Origin of the sequence: Glutamicibacter protophormiae, from assembly GCF_016894325.1 — a bacterium.
Taxonomy (GTDB): Bacteria; Actinomycetota; Actinomycetes; order Actinomycetales; family Micrococcaceae; genus Glutamicibacter; species Glutamicibacter protophormiae.
Window position 1 is genome coordinate 1,073,360 of sequence record NZ_CP069806.1, and the last position, 12,614, is coordinate 1,085,973.

General features: G+C 64.9%; 11 protein-coding genes. 6 read left to right on the forward strand and 5 right to left on the reverse strand.

What is annotated here, in order from left to right:
- Window positions 1-157: 157 nt before the first annotated feature.
- Window positions 158-1,303 (forward strand): YihY/virulence factor BrkB family protein, encoded by a 1,146-nt coding sequence (locus tag JQN66_RS05135; RefSeq protein WP_239464145.1) that lies wholly within the window; start codon window positions 158-160, stop codon window positions 1,301-1,303.
- 76 nt (window positions 1,304-1,379) lie between these two features.
- On the opposite strand, the gene JQN66_RS05140 is transcribed toward JQN66_RS05135, so the two are convergent.
- Entirely contained in the window at window positions 1,380-1,829 is a 450-nt protein-coding gene (locus JQN66_RS05140) for a hypothetical protein (protein WP_204676910.1), read from the reverse strand.
- Window positions 1,830-2,333: 504 nt separating this feature from the next.
- The gene (locus JQN66_RS05145) at window positions 2,334-3,398 is read right to left on the reverse strand and encodes a hypothetical protein (RefSeq protein WP_204676911.1); all 1,065 of its coding nucleotides are present in this window, start codon (window positions 3,396-3,398) and stop codon (window positions 2,334-2,336) included.
- 174 nt (window positions 3,399-3,572) lie between these two features.
- Here JQN66_RS05145 and JQN66_RS05150 point away from each other — a divergent pair, with 174 nt between their 5' ends.
- From JQN66_RS05150 to rbfA, 5 genes are all read left to right on the forward strand, one after another.
- Window positions 3,573-4,139, forward strand: a complete 567-nt coding sequence (locus JQN66_RS05150) for a ribosome maturation factor RimP (protein ID WP_204676912.1) — start codon at window positions 3,573-3,575, stop codon at window positions 4,137-4,139.
- A gap of 2 nt (window positions 4,140-4,141) precedes the next feature.
- On the forward strand, window positions 4,142-5,125 hold the full coding sequence (gene nusA, locus JQN66_RS05155; protein ID WP_188949110.1) for a transcription termination factor NusA: 984 nt from the start codon (window positions 4,142-4,144) through the stop codon (window positions 5,123-5,125).
- A gap of 138 nt (window positions 5,126-5,263) precedes the next feature.
- Window positions 5,264-5,584: a YlxR family protein gene (locus tag JQN66_RS18700; protein WP_204676913.1), complete on the forward strand. Its 321-nt coding sequence runs from the start codon at window positions 5,264-5,266 to the stop codon at window positions 5,582-5,584.
- Between the two features lie 167 nt (window positions 5,585-5,751).
- The gene (infB, locus tag JQN66_RS05165; RefSeq protein ID WP_204676914.1) at window positions 5,752-8,724 is read left to right on the forward strand and encodes a translation initiation factor IF-2; all 2,973 of its coding nucleotides are present in this window, start codon (window positions 5,752-5,754) and stop codon (window positions 8,722-8,724) included.
- Between the two features lie 100 nt (window positions 8,725-8,824).
- Window positions 8,825-9,265, forward strand: a complete 441-nt coding sequence (gene rbfA, locus JQN66_RS05170; protein ID WP_188949113.1) for a 30S ribosome-binding factor RbfA — start codon at window positions 8,825-8,827, stop codon at window positions 9,263-9,265.
- A 138-nt stretch (window positions 9,266-9,403) separates the two neighbouring features.
- Here rbfA and JQN66_RS05175 read toward each other — a convergent pair whose 3' ends face one another.
- The 3 genes from JQN66_RS05175 to sigK form a co-directional block, all read right to left on the reverse strand.
- A complete protein-coding gene (locus tag JQN66_RS05175; RefSeq protein WP_239464146.1) occupies window positions 9,404-10,960 on the reverse strand; it encodes a molybdopterin-dependent oxidoreductase in 1,557 nt (518 codons plus the stop codon).
- Between the two features lie 107 nt (window positions 10,961-11,067).
- Window positions 11,068-11,862, reverse strand: coding sequence for an anti-sigma factor (locus JQN66_RS05180; RefSeq protein WP_204676915.1), 795 nt, complete (start codon window positions 11,860-11,862; stop codon window positions 11,068-11,070).
- Window positions 11,862-12,431 (reverse strand): ECF RNA polymerase sigma factor SigK, encoded by a 570-nt coding sequence (gene sigK / locus JQN66_RS05185; RefSeq protein ID WP_204676916.1) that lies wholly within the window; start codon window positions 12,429-12,431, stop codon window positions 11,862-11,864. The genes JQN66_RS05180 and sigK overlap by 1 nt, the downstream gene beginning before the upstream one ends.
- Window positions 12,432-12,614: the final 183 nt, after the last annotated feature.

Sequence of the window (12,614 nt, forward strand, 5' to 3'; positions counted from 1 at the left end):
TAGCTGGTGTGCGAAGCATCGATGCCGAGAATCCGTTGCCCGCACGCAAGCTGGCTTCCTACTGTGTATTGGGGAAAGTATGTTGAGCTGATGCGCTAACCCTGTTTGAATGGCCGGGATGAGTACGTTCAGATCACGCAGACTTCGGGGTGGGCAGATGTCCGAGAATAACCAGACAAATCCACTGAGCGCAGAAGAGCGACCGGGGACCAGCATGGCCGGCCTTGCCGGAGTCGACCGCGAGTTTGAAACTGCGGTCAAGACAGAGCTGGACAAGTCGCATAGGCTGCGCGCAGATTCATGGAAATACGTTGCTAAACGCTCTTTGCATGAGTTTTCTAGAAACAAATGCACCGACCTGGCCGCGGCGCTGACCTATTACACCATGCTGTCGATTTTCCCGGGGTTGCTGGCAGTGGTCTCATTGCTTGGTGTTGTGGGGCAGGCGGAGACCACCACCAAATCGATGCTGTCGCTGCTGGAAGAGTTCGCCAGCCCCCAGGTGGTCGAAACACTACGCCAGCCCATCGAACAGCTGACGTCGACTCCTGCCGCCGGATTGGCCTTGGCGGCAGGTCTTCTGGGTGCGATCTGGAGCGCCTCGGGTTATGTCGGGGCATTCGGACGAGCCATGAACCAGATATATTCCGTGGACGAAGGCCGGCCATTCTACAAGCTCAAGCCGATGATGCTTCTGGTGACGCTGTTCCTGCTGGTTGCCGCCGCAGTCATGGGCGCGCTGTTTGTGCTCTCCGGCCCGATTGCGCAGACACTCGGCAACTTCATCGGGCTAGGTGAATCCGCCTTGCTGATATGGAACATCGCCAAATGGCCGGTGATGGCGGTATTCGCGGTCATGCTGGTCGCGGTGCTCTATTACGGAACCCCGAACGTCAAGCATGCTAAGTTCAGGGTGCTCAGCATGGGAGCCTTCGTCGCCCTCATCGTCCTGGCGTTGTCCACGGCCGGCTTTTTCTACTACGTCTCCAATTTCGGAAACTACAACAAGACTTATGGCGCGATCGGTGGCGTGATCGTGCTTTTGCTATGGATCTGGATCGCGAACTTGTCGCTGCTCTTTGGAGCCGTGCTGGATGCGGAACTCGAACGTGGCCGCGAACTCCAGGCCGGACTCAGCGCCGAGCACTCGTTGCAGCTGCCCCCGCGCGATGTTGCCGGACTGCAGAAGCAGCACCAGCAGAGGGAGCAGGACATCCGAGAGGGCGAACAAATCAGGATCGTGAGTGAAATCGCCGCGGTCGACACTGTCGAGCGGGACGTCGAGAAGGAGAAGCGGGACTAGACGGCAAAACGCCAGCCGCTTCGAACTGCCGGCGATGGGCAGATCCGGGAAGCAGGGCTGGCGCAGCGGTCAGTAGTTAGGCGTGGCGGACGTCGGCGACGTTGGGGATCCCCGGATATTTCGCGCCTGCAGTCTTCTGCAATGGTGGAATCGCATGGGCGATCGCGCTGTGTGTCAGCGGTTCGACCCGAAAGGTCAGGCATGGCGTGGATTGCGCGTCACGGTACAGATCAAGGATGGAATCGTTGGCGTTGCGTGAAGAGACAACTTCCAGATCAGTGCATCCAATCACTACATAGGTGAAACAGAGGTCGTTGGATTGCGGGGAGAGCGTGGCGATCAGCACCGGAGGCCGGTGCATCACGGCGAGTGCGATGACATCGCTGAGTTTCTCGTCATGCTGGGCAATCACGACAGGCATTCCCTCGGTCCAGCCATGTTCTCTCAACACTTCTCGACCGTGGCGCGACCCGATGGTCTCCGCCGCGAGCTCTGCGATTTTCGATCGGACAATGCGACCTGCCATGGGATTCTACCTTTGTTCGAAGTGAGCAAAACGAGGGACAGCATCGGATAATGCACGGCACTCGAAGCGGAAAATTCCTTTCCGGAAAATGTCGGATTCGATGATTTAAAATATCGAATTTAAATCTTCTGATAATTCGACTCTAACCTGATTGGGCGAAAATAGCGAGGTGGAACTAGTGGGTTCGGATGAAATCGCGCGTCGCTTTTCCTGGTGTCCGCGCATCGGTGAATCGGCAAACTATCAGGCCGGATTGCATGTTGCCGGGTGCGGCAGGTGCGGGGGCCGTTGGGTTTTAGCCACATTCAAATTTCCTGAAACTGCGGAATTCATCTTGCGGAAAGCTTGCGGGCATCCTTTGGCGGCGCGACGCCTGCCATGAGAAAACTTGTCATTTAAATGCTGGATTTTTGTTTCCTGCTGAGGTGGCAAGAAAATCAGAAATGATTTGAGAATTCGGTACTGCCAGAGCGGCCGTGCGTGGAAGGGCCCCGGATGGGCAGGCTACTTGGCTCCCGAGCGCAGGATGCGTTCGGCTCCGGCCTTGGACTGTTGGGTGCTCAACGCGTCGTTGGCGACACCGGCTACCGTCGATTGCTGGTCGCCGGCGATATTCCCCGCTGCAGTGAGGAGCGCATCCGAGTAGCCGGATTGTGCGGAAGCGGCGACTTCTTCCAGCCGGTCCAGTCCGTTCTTCGGGAGTTCGTATGCGGGCAGGCGGAGATCTGTGCAGTCAGCGGGCAGGGCCGAACGCAAGGTACGCAACTGCGCATTGAGCGCCGTCCGCTCCCTCTCTGCCGCCTGCGCCGCCGTGCTGCTGCCCCTGGCCGCCTTGAGCTGCAGGGTGTAGTCCAAGGCGTATCCGCGATCTAGGGCGCGGGCCAGCACGACGGGTTCGACAAGATCCTGATCGGCGGGCGAGGAGGAGCCCTCTATCAAACTGTGGTCAGCCAGGCAGGCTACAGTTTGCGCAGCCTCCGGTGAGTCGGCGTCGGTGATTGCCTGAGGCAACTTCGCAGCCAACTCCTTGTCCACCAGCTTCAAGGCTTCGCGGGCGTCGAAATTGATTTGAAAGGCAATTCGCGCGAAGGTCTCGCCACGCTGGAGATCGGGTTCGGAGAAATCGGGAATGCTGGAGCTCAGGGCCGCGACCGATGACGCCAAGGCTTCCAGCTTTTCGGGGGAGTAGCTCCCTGGCTGGGAGGCCGGTGGCTGGTCGTCGAAACGCAATTCCCCTGCCAGGGCCGCACCCTGCGAGAGCGAAGTGCCCAGATCGGCCAGGGCGGCCGCGACCTTCCCGTTTTCTGCCAACTTGGCCAGTGCTGTGGCCTGGCTTCCCAAGTCCGCCAGCTGAGCACCGTACTGCCACTGTGCCTGCTGGTCGGTCGAAGCCGCGCTGACGGCCTCCGGGAGGCCTCGGTCGACCAATGCGCCGTGGAACACCGTGACCCCGATTCCGCAGGTAGCGGCTCCGGCAATCGATGCGAGCAGCACCGGGGCGATCCAGCCGGGGGCTCGCTTGGCCGGCGGCTGATGCGGTTCTGCGGGACGAGGGGATGGATAAGTCATAGCGAAATGATCATCCCATGAAGTCGGCCAGCGGCGAGGCCTTTGGCCCTGGTGCCGTGGCGTGGTGCATACGTCGGGCGTGAGTTCCTTCACCTGAGACGGTGAACGAGTTCTCAAGCGGGGTTCGGGGAGATAGGCTTAACGGACAACATCGAATAGCGTGGGAGGATATCCATGACCGGTATGCCGGCCGATACCGAACAGGAAGCGCAGCGTCTGAGTGCTGTGTTGAAACCGGAAGTAGAATCCCACGGATTAATTCTGGAAGAAGTCTCTCTTCGCCCGTCGGGCAAGCAGATGATTATCCAGATCATCATCGACAAGGCCGACGGCCGCGAGTCGGTGAATCTCGATGCGCTCGGTGAAGTCACCACCACCATTTCCAACGCCCTGGACAAAGACGTCGTCTATGCCTCGGCCTCCCCCTATGAACTTGAAGTCAGCTCGCCGGGCCTGTCCCGCCCGCTGACCGCGCCGCGCCACTGGGTGCGTGCACTGAACCGCATGGTCAAGCTCACGCTGACCGACGGCACCAAGCTTCGCGGACGTATCAACGAGGTTTCCGACGACGAGGTCGTTATTGCCGAGCACCGCGAGCCTGCCAAAAAGGGCATGAAGACCAAGATCTTGGATCCGGTCAGCTACTCCTTTGAAAACATCCGCAAGGCCGTAGTCGATCCGGAGCTGAACATCGACGACGAGCTGTTTGACACCATTGACACTGAAGATTGGGAGGGCTAGGCGTGGATATTGATCTCGACGCACTACGCATTCTGGAAAAAGACCGCGACATTCCGATGGAAGTCCTGATCCCGACCATCGAGTCCGCGCTGCTGCTTGCCTACAACAAGACCGAAGGCGCGATGCCCGGCGCCCGCGCCCACATCGAACGCAGCAACGGCCACGTCTCGATCCTCGTTGAGGACCGCGACGCAGCCGGCGTGGTGCTGGGAGAATTCGACGACACCCCGCACGGTTTCGGCCGCATTGCCGCTTCGACTGCACGCCAGGTCATCATGCAGCGCCTGCGTGAAGCAGAGGACGCCCAGGTCGTCGGCGAGTACGCCGCCCGCGTAGGAACCTTGATTTCCGGCGTCATCCAGCAGGGCTACTCCTCGCACATGGTGCAGGTCAACATCGGCGCCGTCGAAGCGCTGCTGCCTCCCGTTGAGCAGGTGCCGGGGGAGAAGTACCAGCACGGCAACCGCCTGCGCGCCTACGTGGTCTCCGCCGAGCGCGGCAACAAGGGCCCGGCCGTGACGCTTTCGCGCTCGCACCCGAACCTGGTTCGCCTGCTGTTCGAAATGGAAGTTCCGGAGATCGCCGACGGCACCGTCGTGGTCGAAGCGCTGGCCCGCGAAGCCGGCCACCGCACCAAGATCGCCGTGCGCGCCACCAAGCCTGGCGTCAACGCCAAGGGCGCCTGCATCGGTGAAATGGGCACTCGCGTGCGCGCCGTGATGAACGAGCTGAGCGACGAGAAGATCGACATCGTCGACTACAACGAGGACCCGGCCAAGTTCATCGCCGCCGCCCTCTCGCCGTCGAAGGTCGTCTCCGTGGAGATCCTGGATGAAGCCGAACGCCGCGCCCGCGTAGTGGTTCCGGATTCCCAGCTCTCGCTGGCCATCGGCAAGGAAGGGCAGAACGCCCGCCTGGCCGCCAAGCTCACCGGCTGGCGCATCGATATCCTGGCTGCTTCGGGCGGCAAGGAGCCCCAGCTCTAGAACAGTCGGGACATGGTTCACGGTCTGCTGCAGTTGCGCCGGGGTGCGTGTGATACCAAACTCACGCGCACACCGGGGCGCAAACGCGCTAGACTGGTAGTTGGTTCATTTCAACAGGAAGGTGGCGACGGCGCTCGCATGAAGCTGCATCAGCAACGCACGTGCATTGGCTGTCGGACCTCTACCTCCAGAAATGATCTGATTCGTTGGGTTCTCACCGAGCAGGCACCGCTTCCCGCGGTGCTTCTTGATGTGGGCGCTTCCGCCTCCGGGCGGGGCGCCTGGACCCACGGGATTGAAAAGTGTGTGCGGCAGGCAGTTCAGCGTCGGGCGTTCTCCAGGGCTTTCAAGTCCGCGGTCAACGCCGAAACGGTGCTAGAGCAATTCACCGCATACGAAGATCGACCGGCCTCAGGCCGGCCATCTGGCAAACATGATGAAAGCGGGTCAGAAATCTGATGGCAACCCGATGAGTCCGCAATGTTGAGCGCACACCGATGAACAATCAGTTCTGCGTGATCCACCGTGCGGCGGAAGAATTTCACGAATTACACAGCTGATCTGCCAGAACACCTAAGTCCCAACGGACTCGGGGTTTATGCAGATCACATCAAAACAGGAGAGATGTGGCTAAACCCCGCGTTCACGAGCTCGCTAAAGAGCTCGGAATTACTTCGAAAGAAGCACTGACCAAACTGCAGGACATGGGCGAGTTCGTTCGCTCTGCATCCTCAACCGTTGAGCCTCCGGTCGCCCGCAAGCTGCGCGACGCATTCCCGGGTGCCAACGGCGGCGCAGCCAAGCCTGCTGCCGCACGTCCGGCAGCAACCCCGGGAGCAGGCCGCCCGGCTGCTCCGAAGCCAGCTGGCACCAAGCCGGCTGCCGCCCCGAGCCCGCGCCCGGCAGCAAATCCTGCCGCCGCCGCGCCGAAGGCCGCTCCGGCTGCCCCCGCGGCACCGGCAGCCCCAGCCGCACCAGCGGCTCCGGCGGCTCCGAAGGCCCAGGCCACCCCGGGAGCACCTGTTCCAGGTGCACCGAAGCCAGGCGCACGTCCGGCTCCGAAGCCGGGTACCCCGCGTCCGGGCAACAACCCGTTCAGCTCCCAGCAGGGAATGCGCGCCGGTGACTCCACCGAACGCCGCGGCGGAGGCCGCGACGGATCGCGTGCTCCTCGTCCGGGTGCTCCACGCCCAGGCGGCCCACGCCCGGGCAACAACCCATTCAGCTCGCAGCAGGGCATGCGGACCGAAGGCGGTTCCGCTGGTCCGCGTCCACCACGCGACGGCCAGCGCGGCCCGCGTCCGGGCGGCGCCGGTGCAGCTCAGGGCGGCCCGCGCCCACCACGCGACGGCCAGCGCGGCCCGCGTCCAGCCGGCCAGGGCGGTCCACGTCCAGCCGGTGCAGGCGGCCCGCGTCCAGCCGGCCAGGGCGGTCCACGCCCAGCCGGTGCAGGCGGCCCGCGTCCAGCAGGTGCAGGCGCACCGCGTCCGGGCGGCACCACTGCCACCCCGCGCATGATGCCTAACCGCACCGATCGTCCGGCTCCTGCCGGCGGCGGTCGTCCGGGTGCAGGCGCCGGCGGCCGTGGTCGTCCGGGCGGCGGCACCGGTGGCGGCGGCGGTACCGGTGGCGGTTTCCGCCCAGGTGCACCACGCGGCCGTGGCGGCGTGGGCGGTGCCTTCGGCAAGGGAGGCGCCGGTCGCGGCAAGCAGCGCAAGTCGAAGCGTGCCAAGCGCCAGGAATTGGAGCAGATGAGCGCTCCGTCGTTGGGCGGCGTGAATGTTCCGCGCGGCACCGGCGACACCGAGATCCGTCTGCGCCGCGGCGCATCGATCACCGACTTCGCAGACAAGATCGGCGCAAACCCGGCAGCACTGGTGACAGTACTGTTCCACCTCGGTGAAATGGCTACCGCCACCCAGTCGCTGGACGAGGCCACCTTCGAGGTGCTGGGCCAGGAACTGGGCTACAAGGTTTCGGTCGTCTCCCCTGAGGACGAGGACCGCGAACTGCTCGAAGGCTTCGGCCTCGACCTGGATGCCGAGCTTGAGGCTGAGGGCGAGGACGAGCTCGAGGAGCGCGCCCCGGTCATCACCATCATGGGCCACGTCGACCACGGTAAGACCCGACTGCTGGATGCCATCCGCAAGTCCAACGTTATCGAGGGCGAGCACGGCGGCATCACCCAGCACATCGGTGCCTACCAGATCACCCATGAGCATGAGGGCCGCGACCGCTCCATGACCTTCATCGATACCCCGGGCCACGAAGCGTTCACCGCCATGCGTGCCCGTGGCGCCGAGGTCACCGACGTGGCCGTGCTGGTTGTCGCAGCGGACGACGGCGTCATGCCGCAGACCATTGAGGCGCTGAACCACGCACAGGCCGCAGGCGTGCCGATCATTGTCGCAGTGAACAAGATCGACAAGCCGGAAGCCAACCCCGACAAGGTCATGGGCCAGCTCACCGAGTACGGTCTGGTGCCCGAGGAATACGGTGGCGACACCATGTTCGTGAAGGTCTCCGCCCTGCAGAAGCTGGGCATCGAGGAACTGCTCGACGCCGTGCTGCTGACCTCCGACGTCATGGAGCTCCAGGCCAACCCGGACAAGTCCGCCCGCGGCGTGGCCATTGAAGCCAACCTGGACAAGGGCCGCGGTTCCGTGGTCACCGTCCTGGTGCAGTCCGGTACCCTCGCGGTCGGCGACACCATGGTGGTGGGCACCGCCCACGGCCGTGTTCGCGCCATGTTCAACGAGAACGGCGAAAACCTGGACATCGCCCTGCCATCGCGTCCGGTACAGGTCCTCGGCCTGTCTTCGGTGCCGCGTGCAGGCGACAGCTTCCTGGTCACCGACGACGAGCGCACCGCCCGCCAGATCGCCGACAAGCGTGAAACCGCCGAGCGCAACGCCATGCTGGCCAAGCGCCGCAAGCGCATCACGCTGGAGGACTTCGACAAGGCCGTGGCCGACGGCAAGATCGACACCCTGAACCTGATCCTCAAGGGCGACGCCTCCGGTGCTGTTGAAGCACTGGAAGACTCGCTGATGAAGATCGACGTGGGAGAGGACGTGCAGCTGCGCGTCATCCACCGCGGCGTCGGTGCGATCACCCAGAACGACGTCAACCTGGCGACCGTGGACAACGCGATCATCATTGGCTTCAACGTGCGTCCTGCCGAGCGCGTTGCCGAAATGGCCGACAAGGAAGGCGTTGACATGCGCTTCTACTCGGTCATCTACGGCGCCATCGATGACATCGAGGCTGCGCTCAAGGGCATGCTCAAGCCGGAGTTCGAAGAAGTTGCGCTCGGCACCGCCGAGATCCGCATGGTCTTCCGCTCCTCGAAGTTCGGCAACATCGCCGGCTCGATCATCCGCTCGGGCACCATCAAGCGCAACACCAAGGCCCGCCTGGTGCGCGACGGCAACGTGGTCGCCGACAACCTGTCGATCGACTCGCTGCGCCGCGAGAAGGACGATGTCACCGAGGTCCGCGAGGGCTTCGAATGCGGTATCGGCCTGGGGTCGTTCAACGACATCAAGGAAGGCGACATCATCGAGACCTTCGAGATGCGCGAGAAGCCACGCGTCTAGCAGCATCCCGCTGGTAGCTTCGTGACTTACCGATTCGTGGGCGCTTGACCGCTGCCAAGCGGCCAGGCGCCCACGAATTTTGAACCATAAGGAGAAAACCATGGCTGATTCAGCCCGTGCCGCCCGTCTTGCCAAGCGCGTGCAGGTCCTCATGGCCCAGTCCCTGCGCACCGTCATCAAGGACGAGCGCATCGACAACGTGACGGTGACCGATGCCCGCGTCACCAACGACCTGCAGCACGCCACCGTGTACTACACGGTGTTCGGCGACGACGAGTTGAAGACCGACGTCGCCGCCATGCTCGAAAAGCGCGGGGGAGCCCTGCGCAAGGAGCTGGGACGCAACCTGACCATCCGGCTGACCCCGACACTGACCTTCGTGGCCGACGAGATCCCCGAGGGCGCTTCGCACCTGGAGGAACTGCTGGCCAAGGCCCGCGAGAAGGACGCCGAGGTCGCGGCCCTGCGCGAAGGCAAGCACTTTGCCGGCGACGAGGACCCGTACAAGAAGGACGAGGACCAGGACGCAGAACAGGCCTAGGCCTGCCTGCGCTTCCAGAGCCGCTGGCCGGAGCGCCAAGCTGGGAAATCCCCGGCGCCCGCACGATGAACATCGTGCGGGCGCCGGGGATTTCGCTTGTCCGGACCGGGGGAGCGCCGCCGGGTGCGGCGTCGCGGATCATTCCACGGTGAACTGCACCCGGTGCCAGCCAGAGGAGCCGTCGGGCACCGGGTCGGCACGCTCCTCGGTCTGCAGCTTTCCGCTGCGGTCGTAGGCGCGCACTGCCACCGCATGCAGGCCGGGCACCGCCTGCTCCCAGCGGTAGCTCCACTGGCGCCAGGTATCGAGCCCGGCCGCGTCGGCCAGCTCGGCATCGCGCCACTGCCCGCCGTCGATGCTGACCTGGACCCGGGAAATGCCGCGGGTCTGCGCCCAGGCGCTGCCGCCGATATCCACCCGGCCAGCGGGCACCGTGGCAAAGGACTGCGGGGTATCCACCCGGGAGGACATCTTCACCGGGCCGCGCTCGGACCAGCCGCGGGTGGTCCAGTAGGCGGCCTTGTCCGCAAAGCGGGTCACCTCCAAGTCCACCACCCACTTGGTGGCCGACACGTATCCGTAGAGCCCGGGGACCACCATGCGCACCGGAAAACCGTGCTCCATGGGCAGCGGTTCCCCGTTCATGCCCACGGCCAGCAGCGCCATGCGCCCATCGGTCAGCGCTTCCAGCGGAGTGGACGCGCTGAACCCGTCAATCGAGGTGGACAGCACCATGTCCGCCCCCGCGGTCGGCTTGGCGCGGGCCAGCACCTCCCGCAGCGGATATCCCAGCCACTTCGCATTGCCCACCAACTCCCCGCCCACAGGGTTCGAAACGCAGGTCAGCGTCAGGTAGTGCTCCACCAGTTCCTGGTCGAGCAGCTCCTGGAAGCTCATCGTGAACTCGTGTTCCACCAGCCCATGGACGCGCAGCGACCACTGCGCCGGGTCGACGCCGGGCACCGTCAGCGCGGTGTCGATGCGGTAGAAATCCTGGTTCGGGGTAATGAACCGGGGCATCCCGGCGAGCTGCAGCTGGGCGCCCGGGGGCACCGCGGGGGCCGGGGTCCGGGCGGCCGGAAGCCGCAGGGCCTTGCGCGCCAGGTCGGCGGCATTGCGGGTCGCGGACAGCGACCTGGACAGGAAGACGGCACCCGCCGCGAGCACCACGGACCCGGCGGCGCCGAGCATGAAATTGCGCCGGGCCACCCCGTCGGAGGGATCATCGCAGTGCGCCGGATCCAGCCGTGCAGCCAGCGAACACAGCCACCGCAAGGTGGACAGCGCCGCCACGGTGCCCAGGACCGTCGGAACCAGGTCCAGCGGGCCGGTGGCGGAACGCGAGATCACTGCGGCGCCCAGGATTCCAGCCAGCACCAGCACCGCCGCCGACGCGGCAGCGGTGCTGCGCCGGCCCAGCACGCCGATCAGCGCGGCGAGCACGATAGCCACGGCTCCCATCGAAACGAACAGGGCCAGCTTGTCGTTGGTGCCGAACAGCGAAATCGCCAGGTCCTTCAGCCACGGAGGGGTGAAATCGATAACCGCGGATCCCAACGCCACCATGGGCGCGGACGAAGCCGCGAAAAAGGCCGACGCCAGCTGGGCGACGCCGAACAGCACCCCGGCCGAGCACAGTCCCGCGAGCGCATACGCTCCGCGCGCTCCCAGGCTGCGCGTCGTTGTTTCCTTCACGGCATGTCACCTCCGGTGAAATTGGCCGCCGTCCCGTGGTTCCGGGGCGGCTGGTCCTTGAGCAGGTGGTTCGGAGCCGTGCTGGCCGCGGATTGGCCCGGACGGGCTCAGAGTTCCTGGACCATCAGCGGTTCGGTGGTCGGCGCGGGCGAACCCGCAGCCGGTTCAACGGTGATGCCGAAATGCGAGATCCCGTCCATGGCCCCGGAGACCAGCTTCAAGCCGTCGGCGTCGGCTCCCGGGAGCATGCCGGCCGGCTGGGCGCCGTCCGCGGAGATCAGCCAGAGCTCGTAGCCCTTGTCCCGGGGCAGCTCGGGCATCCCGGCGGTGGTGACGGCCATCAGGCCGCGCTCCACCGAGTAGGACAGGGTCACGCTCGCCCCGTCGGCCATGGCCTGGGTTTTGGTTTTCACGTCCGGCGCTCCCAGCAGCGCGGTGAGCTCGCTCTGGCGTGCGCCGAGATCGGTGAGCTGTGCCTGCAGCTCGCGCTGTTCCGCCTGCTGCAGGTAAACCACGGTTCCCAGCCCTGCCGAGCCCAGCAGCAGGATGGCGGCGGCCAGCGCGAAGAACTTCGCTGACCCGCGGCGGGCTGGCCGGGTCTGCCACCCGGGCGCGGGGTCCGCGGCGAGTGCCGGCCCGGCCTGCGGGTCTTGACCCGCGGGACCGTCGGCGGGCAGCTGCGGGCGTCGGGCGATCTCTTCCATGAGACGGGATTTCACCCCGGCCGGCGGCGGCACCGGTGCGCTGCCCAGCGCCAGCATGGCGGCGGTCTCGTCCATGGAATCCATGTCGGCCTTCAGCTCGGGGGAGCCTGCGGCCAGTGCCAGCAGCCTGGCGCGTTCCTCCTCGCCCAGCGCATGCAGGGCGTAGCTGCCGGTCAGCTCGTTCTCGTTCGGTTCCACTACGCCACCCCCATCAGGTCTCGAAGCTTAATCATGCCATCGCGGATGCGCGTCTTGGCGGTGCCCACCGGGATTTTCAGTAGGTCGGCCACCTCGTGGTGCGTGTAGCCTCCGAAGTAGGCCAGCTCGATGGCGGCACGCTGGGTCTCGCTCAGGCGCTTCAGCGCCTGGACGATGCGCCGGCTCTCGTCATGGAGGATGGCGTTCTCTTCGACGTCGTTGTACTCGGTGCCGATGTCCTGCAGCCCCATGCGCAGGTCGCGGTCCCGGCTCGCCTGGCTGGAGCGGATGCGGTCCACCGTGCGGCGGTGCGCGAGGGTCAGGAGCCAGGCCGCGGCGCTGCCGCGGGCCCGGTCGAACCGCTTGGCCTGCTGCCAGGCCTCCACGAAGATTTCCTGCAGCACTTCCTCGCTTTGCGCCTCGTCCTTGAGCAGGCGCCGGACCAGTCCAAAGACCCGCGGAGCGAGGCAGTCGTAGAACTGCTCGAAGGCGCGCTCGTCGCCGTCGGCAATACGGCGCATGAGTTCTTCGGGTGAAACCATCACCCGCTCTGGAACTGCGTCGCTCATCTCCGAACTCATAGACCCAAGAATCTCATGCACGACTGGATCTTTCCCATGGTTCTCATCCACCGTTCAGTTTCAAGGGCGTTCGCCGGTACCTGCCGCGGCGCGCGGCGCACGGCGGCGTCCGGATCCTCCGCCGGAACCGGACGCCGCCGTGCCTTGGTTGGTCGGACAGGGTGCTTGCGC